The sequence below is a fragment of the Microbacterium gallinarum genome (genome assembly GCF_014837165.1).
GTDB lineage: Bacteria > Actinomycetota > Actinomycetes > Actinomycetales > Microbacteriaceae > Microbacterium > Microbacterium gallinarum.
Genome location: NZ_JACSPM010000001.1, coordinates 560,935 through 577,995, shown reverse-complemented (window position 1 = coordinate 577,995; position 17,061 = coordinate 560,935). Strand labels below are relative to the sequence as shown.

The following is a 17,061-nucleotide window of genomic DNA, read 5'->3' as shown; positions in this document are numbered from 1 at the left end:
AGAAAGGCCGGCCGGTACGCAGACCGGCCCGCCCTTCTCGTACGTCGACTACTCGACGAGGTACTGCTGCGCTGCGTCGTAGATCGTGGTGATGAACCGGGTGGCCTGCTCTTCACCGAACATGCCGTCGGAGCCCTCCACGATGCCGCCGATCGCTGCCTCGACGCCCGCGTCCCCCATCACCAGCGTGCTCTGACCGATCGAGATCAGCATCTCGTCGGTGTAGAACTGCGCGGTGACCTCCTCGGTGATGCTCGGCTCGATCTCCTGCATGATCGCGAGGATCTCGGGCCGCACGGCGGCGAGGTACGCGGCCTCGTCGTACGTTCCGGTCGCCTCGCCCTCCGAGCCGTCGTCGGTGCCGTCCTCGACGGGCGCCGACTCCGAGACAGTCGGCGCGGGCTCGAGCTCGCCTCCCGAGTTCGACCCCACAGCCGCCAGTCCGATCCAGACGAAGGCGAGCGTGATGGCGCCGATCCAGGCGAACCCGCCCAGCACCGAGGCGGCGATCGCGCCGATGCCGAGGCCCTTGCCGCCCTGCTTCTTGCTTGCGAGGGTGACGATGCCGAAGACGAGCGCCGCCAGCAGCAGCAGACCGCCGATCAGCGCGAGGACGAGCGAGACCCAGGCCAGCGGAAGGTACGCGGCGCCGACGAGCACGAGGCCGCCGATCGCGAGACCGAGTGAGACCCAGCCGAGCGTGCGCGGGCGGGCGGCGAGATCCGCGGGCGCCGCGCCGGCGTACGCTGGCTGCCCGTACGCGGGCTGACCGTAGGCCGCCTGCCCGTACGCGGCCGGGTCGGCCGGCTGTCCGTACTGCTGACCGGCGGGGGGCTGGCCGTACGCAGGCGGGTACGCCTCGGTGGGCTGCGCGTCGGCGGGCGGGTACGCCTCGGTGGGCTGCGCGTCGGCGGGCGGGTACGCCTCGGTCGGCTGCGCGTCGGCGGGTGCGCCGTAGGCCTCGGTGGGCTGCGCGTCGGGCGCCGGCGTGGCCTGTGCGTCGGCCGGGGTCGTGTCGTCGGAGGGGGGAGGGGTGGGGTCGCTCATGGTTTCCTTGCTGCGGAGAAAAGGTCGCGCGGAAGCCAGGACGATCCCCGCGGCCTCTCAGACTATCTAGGCTGTCAGGGTGAACAAGAGCACTGCATGGACCGTTCTGGGAGTCATCGCCGCGATCGTCATCGCCTGGGTGCTCGTCGACGTGCTGTTCTCGCTGCTGTGGTTCATCGGCAAGCTCGTCATCGTCGCCATCGTGGCAGCGATCGTCTTCTTCATCCTGCGCGGGCTGTTCTCGCGCAGGGACTGACGGTCAGACGCCGTATTCGGCGCGGATCGTGTCGCGCAGCTGGTGGCTGCAGGCCGTCACCGTGGCGCGCCAGTCCGTGATCGCGTCGTCCTGCGCGCGGTCCGAAACGGCCTTGAGCACGCGGATCGGAACACCGAACTGCTCGGCGACCCAGCCGTACGCGTAGGTCTCCATGTCGACGAGGCGGGCTCCGAGCGGGCGGATGACCGACACGGCCTCGGCGTCGTCGACGAAATGGTCGCCGGTCGCGATGGTGACCCCGTCGCGGCCGAGCTCCACGCGCGGGGGAAGCGACACGTGCTGGCCGACCTTGCCGTCGATATCGGTGACGTCGTGCTGGATCGCCGCCTCGATGTCGTAGACCGCCGCCTCGAGGGTCGCGTCGATGGCGCCGGCCGTGCCGACGACGACGACCTCGTCGTACGCGCGGGCGTCGAGGGCGCGCGTCAGCGCGTAGGTGGCCTGCAGCTTCCCGGGGCCGGTCACGAGCCGATCGAAGCCGGGGAGGTCGGCGGGGAACGCGACGAGTTCGGCCTCGAGGGCCGCGACGAGGAGCTTCACCCCCCTATTCTCCCCGGCCGTACCTGAACGTCCGCCGGTCGCGCCGCCGGACCTCGCGCGCGCTGGGGATCCCGCCCGCCCCTGGCCGCGCCTTCAGCTGCGGCGCAGAGCCATCGGGCCCAGCACGTCGCCGCGTCGCTCCCGATGCCACCGCTCTCGGGTGGTGCGGAACTCCGCGTGTGTGGTGAACCGGTAGTGATAGGCCACCGCGCGCACCCACACCGGCCGCTCGCCGCGGAACGGATCGTCGGCGAGCAACCGCAGGATCGCGGCATCCGCTTCGAGCAATCTGATCAGGAGCACCGTGAACCAGTCGTCGAGAGAGCGGCCGAGTGGCAGGAACCACATCAGCCAGTCGAGGCGCAGGTGATACGGGGCGAACTGCCGGGGCACGCGCCGCACATCGCCCGGCTTGCCTTTGAAGGAGTACTCGCGCCAGGTCGCGGCATCCGGATCCTCGTCCGTCGTCCCTTCGACGACGATCTCGATCCGCTGCTTGGTGACCGTGCCGAACGCACCGTAGGCGTTCGCCAGCTGCCAGCGGTTGAAGCTCGCGTTCATGAGCTGCCGGTGCGCGAAGAGGTTGCGCAGCGGCCACCAGCTCAGCACGGCGTAGACCACTCCGACGGCGCAGGTGACGACCAGCCAGGGGAGCGGCAGCCTGTCGACGATCCACGGCGGGTCGTGCGCGAGGGACGCGTCACGCGCGGACGGCAGCCCGATCGCCGAGAAGGCGAGCACGATGGTGATCCAGTTCAGCCATGCGAAGTTGCCCGTCATCACGAGCCACAGCTGCGTCGCGATGACGATCGCGCCGGCCACCGCACCGACGATCGCGGGAACGGGTCCTGGCAACGACAGCCCGACGAGCGGGGCGAAGAGGAACCACGGCACGATGAGCTGGGCGAAGTGGTTCCCCACCACTTCGCCCTTGTGGAACCAGCGGGGGAGCAGGTGCGCCTGCCGGCTGAGCGGACCGGGCATCGGCTGGGTCTCGTGGTGGTACGTGAGGGCGGTCAGGTCGCGCCACTCGCGGCCGCCGCGGATCTTGATCATGCCGGCCCCGAACTCGAGCCGGAACACGAGCCACCAGAAAAGCACGATCACCACGGTGGGCGGCGGCTCTACCGCCGACCCCAGGAACGCGGCGAGGAAGCCCGCCTCGAGCAGCAGCATCTCCCAGCCGAAGCCGTAGAAGGTCTGGCCAATGCTGACGATCGACATGTACCCCAGCCACAGCGCCAGGAAGCACGCCATCGGAGCCCACGGAGTGAACAGCTGCGGGATGCCGCACACTACCGCAGCCGCCACCACGATGCCCGCCCAGCACAGGGCCACCAGCCGGCGGTCGGTGTACCTCATCCAGCGGAACAGCGTCGGGCGCAGCCGCCAGGCCGATCTGCGCGGGCCGCGGGAGTCCTGCCCTCGCCCGGGCACCGACGCCTTCGCCCACGCCATCAGCTCGGGTGCGGGCAGCAGGCCGTGCTCGCCGAGCAGCGGGCGGAACTGGTTCAGCGTCGAGACGAAGGCGACGACGTAGATCGCGGCGATGCCCCGCTGGAGCACCTCCCGCGCGAACCCGAAGTCGACTGCTGCGAAGCCGTCCATGCCGTCACGTCCGGAACAGGTCCTCGGGCTCGAGCCGCAGCCCCTGCGTGTCGCGCAGCGCCTGCCGCGCCGCGTACCACCCCGGCATGCCCGTCACCCCGGGGCCGGGCGGCGACGCGGCCGACGCGAGGTACACCCCGGGCATCGGCGTGCGCCACGGCGTCGGCGAGACGGTCGGCCGGCGGATCGCCTGCGCGAAGGTGAAAGCCCCGCCCAGGATGTCGCCGCCGATGTCGGCCGGGTTGTAGGCCTCGCGCTGCGCCGCGGTCATCGCGCTCGTCGCGAGGATCCGGTCACGGAAGCCGGGGGCGAAGCGCTCGACCTGACGCGTCACGAGCTCGGTGGCGTCGAGCGTCGAGCTGGCCGGCACGTGGATGTAGGTCCACAGCACGTGCTTGCCCTCGGGTGCCCGGCTCGGATCGAGCACCGTCGGCTGCACGGCGAGCACGTACGGCCGGTCGGTGACCGAACCGCGGGCGACGGCGTTCTCGCTCGCCTCGACCTCGGCGCGGGTCCCGCCGACGTGCACCGTCGGCGCCTGCGCCACGTCGGAGTGCGCCCACGGCACCGGGCCGTCGAGCGCGAAGTCGACCTTGGCGGCGGCCGCCCCGTAGCGGTAGCGGCGGATCGCCGTCGCATACCGCGCAGGGATGCCGGGGTGGGTGAGCGCAAGCCGCGGCGACGTGTCGAGCAGCAGCACATCGCCCGCGGCGGGGTCGCCCCAGTCGAGACCGTCGAGCGTGGTCACGTGCTGCCCGGTCTCGATCGCACCGCCGTGCGCCCGCAGGTCGTCGGCGAGCACATCCGCGATGCGCTGCGCCCCGCCCCGAGGGAAGGCCCAGCCGTCGGCCGCGTGCGCGTGCGCCGCGAGGAAGAGCCCGGACGCCGACGCGCCCACGCTCGGCAGCTGCGAGTTCGAGTGGGCGAACACACCCGCGAGGAGGGCGTTCGCCTCCTCCGTCGCGAACGTCCCGCGGCCGAGGCGCGAGCCCAGCTGAAGGGCGCGCAGTCCGTAGCGGACGGCGGTGATCGGATGCCGCGGCCACCGCAGCAGCTGCGATCCGGTGAAGTCGACCACGGCGTCGAGGTGCGAGCTGAGCGGGCGAAGCGCCGCGAGCCACATCCGGCCGTCGCGGCCCAGCCCCGACGCGGTGCGCTCGATGTCGCGCCACGCGATCGCGGCCCGCCCGCCGTCCAGCGGCTGGGCGTAGGACGCCTCGGGGCGGATCCACTCGATGCGCTCGCCGAGCCCGAAGGCGCGGAAGACCGGCGATGACAGGGCGGCGGGATGCACCGCCGAGCACACGTCGTGCACGAACCCGGGCAGGGTCAGCTCCGCACTGCGCACGCCGCCGCCGAGGGTGGGGGCCGCCTCGAGCACGCGCACCTCGAAGCCCGCGCGGGCGAGCGCGACGGCGGCGGCGAGCCCGTTCGGCCCGCTGCCGACGACGGTCGCGCGTCCGGCCATGGCACCATCCTGGCACCGCCCTCGGCGCACCGTGCACGGGGGTTGCGCAACCTGTCGCGCGCGCAGCCGCGGTTGCGGCATCCCTCGCGCGGTGCCCTTCCTCGTTCCAGGAAGCCGGGACATGATGAGGGGAGCGGGGTGGCCGCGGGAAGAGGTGGACCATGGAATCGGTGCTGCTGGACACTCCGGCGGGGATCACGGCGCGGCTCGGCTGGGACCCGAAGCTTCCGGAGCACGATCGCAAGCGCACTCTGGCGAAGGAGATCGTCGCAGCGCAGCTCGGCGTCGACCCCGCGACCGTGCGCGTCGAGCGCGAGGCACCGGGGACCTTCGGCTTCCACACCCAGCTCATCGCCGAGGTGGAGGGCCAGGAGGTGCCGCTGCGCATCCGCAACGCCAACTACCGTGCGGCCACGGTGGTCGCCGTCGCCGACCCCGCGATCCCGCTCGGCCTCGACCTGCGCGACGCCCACCCCGACGAGCCGACGCTGCGAGAGATGAAGCGGCACTCCCACCTGTACGACGGCAGCGACGTCGACCAGCTGCTCGCGCACTGGACGCGCGTGCAGGCCGTGCGCGACGCCGACGGACGGGGCGCCCGGGTCGCCGCCGACCATGTGCGCCTCGACAGCCCGCGCACGAAAGGCTGGATCCCCGACCGCCGCGTCTACTACAAGCTCGCCGACCTGTCCCGCGACAGCTGGATCATCACCCTCGCCTACGGCGCGGCGCCGGTCTGATCGGCATGATCCGGCGTCGCAGGGACCCGGGTCGAGCACAGAATCGGAGCTCGTGGGCGACACGCCGCGCTCCGACCGGGACCGGCGGCGCGTCGGCGAGGATCTCCGATTCTGTGCGAGGGATGCCGAGGCCGCGGCATCCCGTCACTCGTCGACGAGCTCGGGGAGAGCGGCCTTGAGCTCCGCGATCCACACGTTCGCGTTGCCGTCCGAGGGCGCGCGCCAGTCGCCGCGGGGCGACAGCGAGCCGGTCGGCGAGACCTTGGGGCCGTTGGGGATCGCCGAGCGCTTGAACTGCGCGAACGCGAAGTAGCGCCGCAGAAAGACCTGCAGCCACTTCGCGACGGTCGGCAGGTCGTAGGCGTAGCGGTCCTCGGAGGGGAACCCGGGCGGCCAGGCGCCGGCATCCTTGTCGCCCCACGCGTGCGCGGCGAGGTAGGCGATCTTCGACGGGCGGAAGCCGAACCGCAGGAGGTGGTGCAGCGCGAAGTCGTGCAGCGCGTAGGGGCCGATCCGGTCCTCGGTCGACTGCAGCTTGCCGTCCTGCCCCGCCGGCACGAGTTCGGGCGAGATCTCGGTGTCGAGCACCGACTGCAGCACGCGCTTGGCGTCGGAGGACAGATCGGTCGAGCCCTCGCCCTCGTGCGAGATCACCCAGCGGATCACGTGCTGGATGAGCGTCTTCGGCACGCCCGCGTTCACGGCGTAGTGGCTCATGTGGTCGCCGACGCCGTACGTCGCCCAGCCGAGCGCGAGCTCGGAGAGGTCGGACGTGCCGATCACCATGCCGCCGTGGTGGTTCGCGAGGCGGAAGAGGTAGTCGGTGCGCAGGCCTGCCTGCACGTTCTCGAACGTGATGTCGTGCACCGGCTCGCCATCGGCGAACGGGTGGTCGAGGCGCTCGAGCATCTCGGTCGCGAGGGGGCGGATGTCGATCGTCTCGATCGACGCGCCCACGGCCTCGGCAAGGGCGATCGCGTTCGACTTGGTGTGCGCGCTGGTCGCGAACCCGGGCATCGTGTACGCGAGGATGTCGCTGCGCGGGCGGCCCATGCGGTCCATCGCGCGCGCGACGACGAGCAGCGCGTGCGTCGAGTCGAGCCCGCCGCTCACGCCGATGACGGGCTTGGGCCCTCCGATCGCCTGCAGGCGCTGGACCAGCCCCGAGACCTGGATGTTGAACGCCTCATAGCAGTCCTGCGCCAGGCGCTCGGGGTCGTCGGGCACGAACGGGAAGCGGTCGAGCGTGCGGCGCAGTCCGATGTCGGCGGCGGGCGGGTCGAGTTCGAAGTGGACGACGCGGAATCGCGGGTCGTACGTGCGGCGGTTGTCGTCGAAGGTGCCCTGGCGCAGACGGTCCTGGCGCAGGCGGTCGAGATCGACGTCGGCGACCGATCGGCGAGGTCCGTCGGGGAACCGCTCCGTCTCGGCCAGCAGGCTGCCGCCCTCGTAGATCATCGTCTGGCCGTCCCATGAGACGTCGTTCGTCGACTCGCCCATACCCGCGGCGGCATATGCGTACGCGGCGAGGCAGCGGAGCGACTGCGACTGGCACAGATCCTTGCGGTCCTCGGCGCGGGCGATCGTGATCGGGCTGCCGCTGAGGTTGAGCAGCACGGTGGCGCCCGCGAGGGCGGCTCCGGCGGACGGCGGGATCGGCACCCATACGTCTTCGCACACCTCGGCGTGCACGACGAGGCCGGGCACGTCGAGCGCCTCGAAGAGCAGATCGGGGCCGAACGGAGCCTCGAGCTCGCCTACGCGGATGTCTTCGCCCACCTGGTCGTCGCCGGGCGCGTACCAGCGGCGCTCGTAGAACTCGCGGTAGGTCGGCAGGTACGACTTGGGGGCGACGCCCAGCAGTTCGCCCCGGTGGATCACGACCGCGCAGTTGTAGAGCCGGTTGCGGTGGCGCAGCGGCGCGCCGACCACGAGCATCGGGAAGAGATCAGCGGATGCCTCGACCAGCCCCTCGATGGCGCGTTCGACGGCGTCGAGCACGGCATCCTGCATCACCAGGTCCTCGATCGAGTAGCCGGTGAGGCACAGTTCGGGGAAGACGGCGACCGCCACCGCCTCGGCGTCGCACTCGCCCGCCGTGGCGAGCACGGCGTCGGCGTTCGCGACGGGATCGGCGATCGTGATCGGGATCGTGCAGGCCGCGATGCGTGCGAACCCGTGCCGGTAGGCGCTCTCGAAGGGGAGGCTCATGCCTTCAGTCTGTCAGGCGCCGTCGGCCGGGGGCGAGGTCTTGCGGGCAGGTCTGCGGCCACGGGCTTCCCTGTCGTCGACCGATTCGCCCGGGCGGGCGAATCGGGCGTCCAGTTGCCGGCGGTGGCGGGGATGGGCGGTCCGAACCCGCCACGAGTGGCAACTCGCCCGAGGCACGGGCCGGTCGTGCTGGGCGGGCGAGCGGGACGCGGTGGTGTCGGCTGCCGCGGCTAGGGTCGTGGAGGGGAAGGGCGGGAATGCGATACATCGAAGACGAGGGCCGGATCGTCTGGAGCGCGAGCGATCTGAAGGCCGCCGCCGAGTGCGAGTTCGCGTGGCTGCGGGCGATCGACGCGAAGCTGGGGCGAGTGGCGGCGGTCGACGAGCCCGAAGACCTCACGCTCCTCCGCGCCGGGCGGCTCGGCACCGCGCATGAGCGCCGCGTGCTCGCCGAGTACCTCGAGGGGTTCGGCGACGGGGTCGTCGAGGTTCCCGAAGCGCGGTCGTCAGACGCCGCGGCGCTCGCCGAGGCCGTCGCGCTCACGAACGCCGCCCTCGTCTCCGACGCCGACGTCGTCTACCAGGCGGCGTTCGCGACGACCGACTTCGTCGGGTTCGCCGACTTCCTCGTTCGCGACGCCGACGGCCGGTGGATCGTGCAGGACACCAAGCTCGCCCGGCATGCGCGGGTCACTGCACTCATGCAGCTCGCGGCGTACGTCGACCAGCTCGACCGGCTCGGCGTCCCGCGGTCCGATCGCGTCGAGCTGCTCCTCGGCGACGGCAGCGTCAGCGCGCACGAGGTCGACGACCTGCTGCCGGTGTTCCGTCTGCGGCGCGAGCGCCTTGCCGCTCTCATCGCCGACCGCCGCCTCGACCTGCGCGTCGCCGGCGAGGCGATCGCGTGGGGCGACCCGCGCGGCGAGCTCGACGTCGTCGCGTGCGGACGCTGCGCGACCTGCGACGCGGAGGTCGTGGCATCCCGCGATCTCCTCCTCGTCGCCGGCATGCGACCGGTTCAGCGCCAGCGGCTGCGCGCCGCCGGCGTGCGCACGATCGAAGAGCTCGCCGTCGCGCCGCGGGGTCCCGCCGGCATGAACCCCGACACGTTCGGGATGCTGCGCACCCAGGCCCGGCTGCAGCTCGACAGTCCCGCCGGGACGCCCCCGCTCGTGTCACCGCCGTCGGATCACGCCGGCCCGCCGCCGCTGCCGACCTTCGAGGTCGTGGCGCCGACCGCGCTGGGCGCGCTGCCCCGCCCCGATCATGGCGATCTGTTCTTCGACTTCGAGGGCGACCCGCTTCACAGCGAGCCGCAGCCACCGGGCCGCGAGGGCGAGCCGACGCAGTGGGGGATCGACTACCTGTTCGGCTGGGTCGACGAGCGCGAGCAGTACAGCGCGCTGTGGGCGCACTCGTTCGCCGACGAGAAGCGCGCCCTCGAGACGTTCCTCGACATCGTCGACCTGCGCCGCACGCAGCATCCCGGCATGCACATCTACCACTACGCGCCCTACGAGCCGTCGCACCTGCTCGCCATGGCTGCTCGCCACGGGGTTCGCGAGGCCGACGTCGACCGCCTCCTGCGCGACGGGGTGTTCGTCGATCTGTACCCGATCGTGCGGCGCGCGCTGCGCGTGGGCTCGCGCTCGTACTCGATCAAGAAGCTCGAGCCGCTCTACATGGGCGCAGAGGTGCGTACGAGCGACGTGCAGAAGGGCGACGACTCCATCGTCCGCTACGTCGAGGCCCGCGCGCTCGCCGCCGACGGGGACGCGGCAGCCGCGCAGGAGATCCTCGACGACCTCGCGGACTACAACCGCTACGACTGCGTGTCGACGCGGCGCCTCCGCGACTGGCTGGTCGACCGTGCCCGTGAGGCGGGTCTCCGACCCTCGCCGAACGGCGAGGCCGACGAGCGTGCGTACGAGCCATCGCACCGCGCGCTCGCCCTCGGACGGCTCGCCCTCGAGCACCCCGCCGACTCCGCCGACGCGCAGTCCCTGCGACTGGGTGCCGCTGCGATCGACTACTACCCGCGTGAGTCGAAGACCTTCTGGGCCACGCACTTCCTGCGGCTGCGCGAGCCGGTGCCCCTGTGGGAGGAGACCCGCGATGTCGTCGTGATCGACCCGGCTCGCTCCCGCGTGGTCGAGGACTGGCACTTCGCCGAGAGCGGCCGCGGCGGAGAGCGTCGCACGATCGAGCTGCGCGGCGAGCTGGCGCCCGGCACGCGCCTGAGCGAGGGCGGTCAGCCCTTCGCGCTGTACGAGCTGCCGGCACCGTACCCGTTCGAGGGCTCGCCGCGGTGGATCCACTCGTACCGGTCGATCACCGTGCTCGAGGTGCTCGAGGACGGGGCGATCGTCGAAGAGACGGCGGTCGACGGCGTGACCTGGTCGCGACTGCCGATCGCGCTCACGCCGATGGCGCCGCCGTCCGCCGGCAACCAGCAGTCGGCGATCGACGCGTGGGCCGATGCCGTGGTCGACGCGGCGCCGTCGCTTCCCGCCGACCCGGCGACCGACATCCTCGCTCGGCGCCCGCCGCGCACCGTCGCCGGCGGACTGCCCGCGGCGACGGGCGACGACGTCGACGCGATCGTTCGCGCCGTCGTCGATCTCGACCGCAGCTACCTCGCAGTGCAAGGCCCGCCGGGGACCGGCAAGACCTACGTCGGCTCGCACGTCATCGCCCGGCTCGTGCGCGAGCGCGCATTCAAGGTGGGCGTGGTCGCGCAGTCGCACGCCGTGGTCGAGAACATGCTCGAGCGCATCGTCGCGGCGGGCGTCCCGAAGGAGCTCGTGGGCAAGGCACCCAAGACGGAGCGTGACGAGTACTGCTTCACTCCGCTGCGCAAGAACGGCGTCGCCGAGTTCACCGCCGATCGGGCCGAATCGGGATTCGTCGTCGGAGGCACGGCCTGGGACTTCAGCCACGAGGGACGCATCCCGCGCGGCAGCCTCGACCTCCTCGTCATCGACGAGGCCGGGCAGTTCTCGCTCGCCTCGACCATCGCGGTGTCGCTCGCCTCGCCTCGGCTGCTGCTGCTCGGCGACCCGCAGCAGCTTCCGCAGGTCAGCCAGGGCACCCATCCGGAGCCCGTCGACACGTCGGCGCTCGGCTGGGTCATGGACGGCGCCGACGTCGTCCCGCCCGAGTACGGCTACTTCCTCGCGCGCACGTGGCGCATGCATCCCGCCGTCGCCGAACCGGTATCGCAACTGTCGTACCGGGGCGAGCTCGCCGCCCATCCGTCGACCGCGCTGCGCACGCTCGCGGGGGTCGAGCCGGGGCTCCACCCGGTGCCGGTCCGCCACCGAGGGAACGCCACGCAGTCCATCGAGGAGGCCGCCGCCGTCGTCGACATCGTGAGAGGCGTCGTCGGCCGCGCGTGGGCCGACATCCGCGTCGACGACGACGGCGTGACGACGCCGCTCGCGCCGCGGGCGCTGCAGCAGGGCGACATCATCGTCGTCACGCCCTACAACGCCCAGCAGGTCGCGGTCGAGGAGGCTCTGGCCGCCGCCGGGTTCCCCGACATCCCGGTGGGAACGGTCGACCGCTTCCAGGGGCAGGAGGCCGCCGTCGCGATCGTGTCCCTCGCGGCGTCCGCGGGACGCGACGCACCGCGCGGCCTCGAATTCCTGCTGCTGCGCAACCGGCTCAATGTCGCGATCTCCCGCGCCAAGCACACCGCCTACCTGGTGCATTCGCCGGCGCTGCTCGACGACCTGCCCTACACACCCGAGGGAGTGGCGCGGCTCAGCGGATTCGCGCGGCTGGTCGGCCGGGGCTGAGCCGCGCGTAGACTCGCGCACACAGCGACCCAGGAGGTGCGCATGGCAGACGAAGCGCCGCGCCAGTTCGAGATCGACCTTCCGCCCGAGCACATCGGGGGCGCCTACGCAGACTTCGCCAACGTGTGGCACACGCCCACCGTGTTCGTCATGGACTTCCTCACCCTCGCGCAGCCGCCGCGTGAACAGGTCGACCCCGAGACCGGCGAGCGGCACACCATCGTCCCCGCGCGGGTCGTAAGCCGTATCCGGATCCCTCCGGAGCAGGTCTTCGAACTCGCCAAGGCGCTGACCCAGCAGCTGGAGTTCTGGGAGCAGGAGACGGGCCGTCGCAACCCCCAGGAACCGCTCCTCGACAACTGATCCACTAGACAACCGCGGCGAGCATGTCAACCCCGTCTCGAGGTTCCGCTCGCGCGCGTACTCTGACTTAGCGTCGCTTAGGCGCGGGTGCGGCATTCGTTCGGCGAGGGGCGGATGCCGCACCTTCTTGTTCCGGTGGCACGCGACGCCGGCGTCGGTATCACACGCTCCGCCCTGCCCTCTCTCACGGGTGAGGGGGTGCGACATGACCACGATCGCCCACAGCCCCACTACGGCGGCGCAGTCCGACGACGACGCCGCGCACGGCGCGCGACGCCGCGGTCTCGGCTTCTGGATCACGCGCTACCTCCCGGCCGAGATCGTCGGCACCGCCGCCATGCTCATCGCCGGTCTCGGGGTGACGATCTGGACCGGCAACCCGGCCGTCATCGCCCTCGCCGGACTCCTCGGCGAGACCCTCGGGTTCTACGCCGTGCTCGCGATCACCATCTACATCGAGCAGGCGCCGGTCTCGCGCAACCGCCGTGTGGCGGTCGGGCGCACGATGATGCTGCTCGTCGCCGAGTTCGGCCTCGCCGAGATCCTGGACACCCTGCTCATCCGGCCCGCCCTGCTGATGGCCGGCGTCTGGCTGCTGGCCGACCCGCTGTGGGGCCTGCTCGCCGGCAAGGTCATCGCCGACATCGTCTTCTACGCGATCGCGGCCGGGGCGTTCACGGTCACCGCCCGCACGGGTCTCCGCGACGGATCGCGTGCCGAGGAGCAGGTCTCATGATCGACACCGGCACGGACATCGGCACGGACGCCGGCATGCGCACCGACACGCGTGCCGACCGCCGTGCGACCCGCGCGCTCGTCGAACGGCGGCGGGCCGAGGCATCCGCTCTCCTCTCCACCGACGCCGCCCGCGCCGCGCTCGCGCTGCACGGCACCCCGCTGCTGCTGCTCGACCCGGAGCAGGTGCGGCGGCAGTACCGCCGGCTGCGCAACGCGCTGCCGTTCGTGCGGTTCCACTACGCGGTCAAGGCCCTCGCCCACGACGCCGTCATCGCCGCGCTCGACGACGCGGGCAGCGGCTTCGACGTCGCCACCGGAGACGAGCTGGAGCTTCTCACCCGGCGTGGGATCGACGTCGCACGGATCATCCACACCCACCCCGTCAAGAAGCCGTCGGAGATCGAGGCGGCGCTCTCCGCAGGCGTGCGCACGTTCGTCGTCGACAACGACGTCGAGCTCGCCAAGTTCGCCGGCGCCCCCGGTGACGTCGGCCTTCTCGTGCGGCTCGCCTACCGCAGCCCGCACGCGAAGAGCGATCTGTCGAGCAAGTTCGGCGTCGGGCCGTTCGAAGCAGCACGCCTCGTCGAGCAGGCGAAGCGTCAGGGCACCCGCATCGCCGGGTTCAGCTTCCACGTCGGCAGCCAGCTCGACGATCCCGCCCGGTTCGCCGCTGCCGTGAGCGAGACCCTCGCGCTGATGGTCGACCTCGAGCGCCGGTTGCGCGTGCGCTTCGACACTCTCGACATCGGCGGCGGGTTCCCCGTCTCGTACGACGCGCCCAGCGCGACCATCGAGGAGGTCGCCGCCCGCCTGCGGCCGATCCTCGAACCGCATGTCGGGCGACTCGACATCATCGCCGAGCCCGGACGTGTGATGGTCGCCGAGGCGATGACCCTCGTCACGAGCGTGGTCGGCGTCGCCGAACGCGGCGACGGACGCTGGTACTACCTCGACGACGGGGTGTACGGCTCGTACTCGAACGTCGTCGCCGAAGACGTCCACCCGCTGGTGTACGCCGAGAAGGAGCTGCGTGAAGGGCCGTCCGGCATCGCGACACACCGGTGGGCGACGCTGGGCGGGCCGACGTGCGACTCGACCGATGTGATCGCGCGCGAAACCCTGCTGCCCGAGCTCGCCGTGGGCGATCTCCTGGTGAGCCCGGCGATGGGCGCCTACACGGCGGTGACCGCGACGCGGTTCAACGGCCGCGCGCTCACGCCCATCGCGGTCATGGGTCGCGGACTCGCCACCGGCGAGGTGACGGCGGTCGGAGCATCCGACCCCCGTGCCGTCAGCATCGTGTGAGGGTCAGACCGTCCCGTACAGGCGGTCGCCGGCGTCGCCGAGCCCGGGCACGATGTAGCCCTTGTCGTTGAGGCGCTCGTCCATCGCGCCCAGCACGAGGGTCACGTCGCGGCCTTCGACCTGCTTCTCGATCGCCTTGACGCCTTCCGGGGCGCCCAGCAGGCAGATCGCGGTGACGTCCTGCGCGCCGCGCGCGAAGAGGAACTCGATCGCCGCGCCCAGTGAGCCGCCCGTCGCGAGCATCGGGTCGAGCACGAAGCACTGCCGGTCGCTCAGGTCGTCGGGCAGGCGCTCGGCGTACGTCGACGGCTCGAGCGTCTCTTCGTTGCGCACCATGCCGAGGAAGCCCACCTCGGCGGTCGGGATGAGCTTGACCATGCCCTCGAGCATGCCGAGGCCGGCGCGCAGGATGGGCACGACGAGCGGGCGGGGCTCGCTGATCTTCACGCCGGTGGTGGTGGTGACCGGTGTCTGGATCTCGAGGGGCGACACCCGCACGCTGCGGGTCGCCTCGTAGGCGAGGAGCGTCACGAGCTCCTCGGTGAGCTGGCGGAACACCGGCGACGGGGTGCGCTCGTCGCGCAGCACCGTGAGCTTGTGGGTGATGAGGGGGTGGTCGGCGACGTGCAGGCGCATACGCCCAGGGTAGTGCGTGACGGGCCGCGCGCCGGAAGCGGGTTCGCGCACGAGCCCGTCGGCCGTACGCTCGTGCTGTGACGTTCGACCCCGCCGACCTCGCCGCGATGGACCGCGCGCTGGCGCTGGCCGCGGCTGCGGGTGAGGCCGGTGACGTACCGGTCGGGGCGGTGGTGACGGATGCCGCGGGTCGGGCGATCGGCGAGGGCCGGAACCTCCGCGAGGTCGCGCACGATCCGACGGCGCATGCGGAGGTCGTCGCGCTGCGCGCGGCCGCAGCCGCCGTCGGTTCGTGGAACCTCGAGGGGTGCACGCTCGTCGTGACCCTCGAGCCGTGCATCATGTGCGCCGGCGCCGTGCTGCAGTCGCGCGTCTCGCGGCTGGTGTTCGGCGCCTGGGACGAGAAGGCGGGCGCGGCGGGGTCGATGTACGACGTCGTGCGCGACCGGCGCCTGCCGTATCGGGCGGAGGTCGTCGCCGGCGTCCGTGAGGCCGAGGCATCGGCTCTCCTCCGCGCCTTCTTCGACGTGCGGCGCTGACGGCGCGCTGACGCGCGCGAAGGTCCGATCAGGGCATCCGCTCGAGATCCGGGGGTTCGCGCGCCGCCCATCCGGGGGTCTGCACCCTGCCCGCCCCGCCGCCGCGTCCCTACGGTGACTGCCATGACTCGCCTCATCGAACCCGTCCGCACCGCCCCCGTCGCCACGCCGGTCTCACGCGCGAGCCGCCGCGTGGGATGGGCCTTCGTGCTTCTCTCGGCCCTCGCGGTGGTGGCGTTCTCGGCGTTGCCGTACTTCACCGCGTCGCTGCGGGATCTCGCCGGCGACGAGGTCGGCCTCGCGCCGACATACGCCGAGGCGCCGATGTTCGTGCAGGCGGCCTTCTACGTGCACATCGTCGGCGGCGCGACCGCGCTCGTCCTCGGCGCGCTCCAGTTCTGGCGCGGCCTGCGCGAGCGCGCCCCGCGCGTGCATCGCTGGACCGGCCGCCTCTATCTGGCAGGCGTCGCCGTGGGCGGGGTCGCGGGGCTCATCATCGCTCCGTCCAGCCCTGCCGGCTACGTCGGCTTCTTCGGATTCGGCGCGCTCGCGGTGCTGTGGCTCATCACCGGCTGGCGTGCCTACCGCGCGATCCGTCGCGGCGACGTTCCGAGCCATCAGGCCTGGATGATCCGCAACTACAGCCTCACGTACGCCGGGGTGACCCTGCGGCTCTGGCTGCCCCTGCTGCTGCTCGCGCCGTTGCTGCTCGGGCAGCCCTGGGAGTTCGATGCGGCGTTCGCGAACGCGTACGCCGCGGTGCCCTTCCTCTGCTGGCTGCCGAACCTGGTGGTCGCGGAGTGGCTCGTGCGCCGGCGTGGTCTCCCGTCGTACCGCCTGCCGGTGACGGGCGGCTGACTCAGCGGGGGAGGTGAGGCAGCACGTCCTGCCCGAGGTACTCGACCTGGTCGACGTCCTGCAGGTCCATCAGCTGCAGGTAGAGCCGATCCGCACCGAGCGCGGCGATCCGCTCGACCTTGGCGACGATCTCATCCCGCGAGCCGACGATGTTGGTGTCGCCCCGCAGCTGGTCCACCGTGCGATCGATGCTGGCGGCCCTTCGGTCGAGTTCGGGACGGGATGCCGCGGCCAGCGTCGGCAGCGCGACGGAGAGCTTGAGCGTGTCGGGGTCGCGGCCGATGCGCTCGCACGCGGCGCGCACCCCCGCGAAGCGCTCGGCGATCTCGTGCTCGGGGCGGAACCCGATGTTGAACTCCGTGGCGAACCGCGCGGCGAGCTCGGGCGTGCGCCGGGGGCCGGCGCCGCCCACGATCAGCGGGATGCGCTCCTGCACCGGGCGTGGCAGGGGCGGAGCATCCGTCAGCTCGTAGTGGTTCCCCGCGAACGAGAACGACTCCTCGGCGGGGGTGCCCCACAGACCCGCGACGATCGCGAGCTGCTCCTCGAGCAGATCGAACCGCTTCGCGGGGAACGGGATGCCGTACGCCCGGTGCTCGCGCTCGAACCAGCCTGTGCCGAGCCCGAGCTCGACTCGTCCGCCCGACATCGCGTCGACCTGCGCGACCTGGATCGCGAGGATGCCCGGCTGACGGTAGGTGACCGACGACACCAGCGTGCCGAGACGGATGCGCGACGTCTCCCGCGCGAGCCCCGCGAGCGTGGTCCATGCGTCGGTCGGGCCGGGCAGCGGATCGCCGTCGCCCATGTGCAGGTAATGGTCGGAGCGGAAGAATCCGTCGAATCCGAGACGCTCGCCCGCCTGCGCGAACGCGAGCTGGTCGTCGTAGGTCGCACCCTGCTGCGGCTCGGTGAAGAGGCAGTACTCCAT

Annotated in this window: 15 protein-coding genes; 8 read left to right on the top strand and 7 right to left on the bottom strand. The window is 71.9% G+C overall.

Annotated elements, in window-relative coordinates; all coding sequences use genetic code 11:
- Nucleotides 1–48 precede the first annotated feature (48 nt).
- Nucleotides 49–1,047: a hypothetical protein gene (locus H9622_RS02710; protein WP_191763995.1), complete on the bottom strand. Its 999-nt coding sequence runs from the start codon at nucleotides 1,045–1,047 to the stop codon at nucleotides 49–51.
- Between the two features lie 79 nt (nucleotides 1,048–1,126).
- On the opposite strand from H9622_RS02710, the gene H9622_RS02705 reads away from it, so the two are divergent.
- Nucleotides 1,127–1,303, top strand: coding sequence for a hypothetical protein (locus H9622_RS02705; protein ID WP_191763993.1), 177 nt, complete (start codon nucleotides 1,127–1,129; stop codon nucleotides 1,301–1,303).
- A gap of 3 nt (nucleotides 1,304–1,306) precedes the next feature.
- Here H9622_RS02705 and H9622_RS02700 read toward each other — a convergent pair whose 3' ends face one another.
- From H9622_RS02700 to H9622_RS02690, 3 genes are all read right to left on the bottom strand, one after another.
- Nucleotides 1,307–1,864, bottom strand: coding sequence for a phosphorylase family protein (locus H9622_RS02700; protein ID WP_191763991.1), 558 nt, complete (start codon nucleotides 1,862–1,864; stop codon nucleotides 1,307–1,309).
- 93 nt (nucleotides 1,865–1,957) lie between these two features.
- Nucleotides 1,958–3,472 (bottom strand): lipase maturation factor family protein, encoded by a 1,515-nt coding sequence (locus H9622_RS02695; RefSeq protein WP_191763990.1) that lies wholly within the window; start codon nucleotides 3,470–3,472, stop codon nucleotides 1,958–1,960.
- Between the two features lie 4 nt (nucleotides 3,473–3,476).
- Entirely contained in the window at nucleotides 3,477–4,940 is a 1,464-nt protein-coding gene (locus H9622_RS02690; protein WP_191763988.1) for a phytoene desaturase family protein, read from the bottom strand.
- Between the two features lie 161 nt (nucleotides 4,941–5,101).
- Between H9622_RS02690 and H9622_RS02685 the strand changes: the two genes are divergently transcribed.
- On the top strand, nucleotides 5,102–5,680 hold the full coding sequence (locus H9622_RS02685; RefSeq protein ID WP_191763986.1) for a hypothetical protein: 579 nt from the start codon (nucleotides 5,102–5,104) through the stop codon (nucleotides 5,678–5,680).
- 144 nt (nucleotides 5,681–5,824) lie between these two features.
- Here the strand turns inward: H9622_RS02685 and H9622_RS02680 are convergent, their stop codons facing one another.
- Complete coding sequence (locus H9622_RS02680; RefSeq protein ID WP_191763983.1) at nucleotides 5,825–7,891, bottom strand: NAD(+) synthase; 2,067 nt, start codon at nucleotides 7,889–7,891, stop codon at nucleotides 5,825–5,827.
- 257 nt (nucleotides 7,892–8,148) lie between these two features.
- On the opposite strand from H9622_RS02680, the gene H9622_RS02675 reads away from it, so the two are divergent.
- The 4 genes from H9622_RS02675 (at nucleotide 8,149) to H9622_RS02660 (ending at nucleotide 14,097) form a co-directional block, all read left to right on the top strand.
- The gene (locus H9622_RS02675; RefSeq protein ID WP_191763981.1) at nucleotides 8,149–11,691 is read left to right on the top strand and encodes a TM0106 family RecB-like putative nuclease; all 3,543 of its coding nucleotides are present in this window, start codon (nucleotides 8,149–8,151) and stop codon (nucleotides 11,689–11,691) included.
- Nucleotides 11,692–11,733: 42 nt separating this feature from the next.
- Complete coding sequence (locus tag H9622_RS02670) at nucleotides 11,734–12,054, top strand: DUF3467 domain-containing protein (protein WP_191763979.1); 321 nt, start codon at nucleotides 11,734–11,736, stop codon at nucleotides 12,052–12,054.
- A gap of 205 nt (nucleotides 12,055–12,259) precedes the next feature.
- A complete protein-coding gene (locus H9622_RS02665) occupies nucleotides 12,260–12,790 on the top strand; it encodes a hypothetical protein (RefSeq protein ID WP_191763977.1) in 531 nt (176 codons plus the stop codon).
- Nucleotides 12,787–14,097: a type III PLP-dependent enzyme gene (locus H9622_RS02660; RefSeq protein ID WP_225221530.1), complete on the top strand. Its 1,311-nt coding sequence runs from the start codon at nucleotides 12,787–12,789 to the stop codon at nucleotides 14,095–14,097. The genes H9622_RS02665 and H9622_RS02660 overlap by 4 nt, the downstream gene beginning before the upstream one ends.
- A gap of 3 nt (nucleotides 14,098–14,100) precedes the next feature.
- On the opposite strand, the gene upp is transcribed toward H9622_RS02660, so the two are convergent.
- A complete protein-coding gene (gene upp, locus H9622_RS02655) occupies nucleotides 14,101–14,733 on the bottom strand; it encodes a uracil phosphoribosyltransferase (RefSeq protein WP_191763975.1) in 633 nt (210 codons plus the stop codon).
- A gap of 107 nt (nucleotides 14,734–14,840) precedes the next feature.
- Here upp and H9622_RS02650 point away from each other — a divergent pair, with 107 nt between their 5' ends.
- Both H9622_RS02650 and H9622_RS02645 read left to right on the top strand, forming a co-directional pair.
- Nucleotides 14,841–15,272, top strand: coding sequence for a nucleoside deaminase (locus tag H9622_RS02650; RefSeq protein WP_191765562.1), 432 nt, complete (start codon nucleotides 14,841–14,843; stop codon nucleotides 15,270–15,272).
- A gap of 123 nt (nucleotides 15,273–15,395) precedes the next feature.
- Nucleotides 15,396–16,130 carry a DUF2306 domain-containing protein gene (locus H9622_RS02645; RefSeq protein WP_191763973.1) on the top strand — a complete coding sequence of 245 codons (735 nt, stop codon included), beginning with the start codon at nucleotides 15,396–15,398 and terminating at the stop codon, nucleotides 16,128–16,130.
- A gap of 1 nt (nucleotide 16,131) precedes the next feature.
- Here the strand turns inward: H9622_RS02645 and H9622_RS02640 are convergent, their stop codons facing one another.
- Entirely contained in the window at nucleotides 16,132–17,061 is a 930-nt protein-coding gene (locus H9622_RS02640; protein ID WP_191763971.1) for an LLM class F420-dependent oxidoreductase, read from the bottom strand.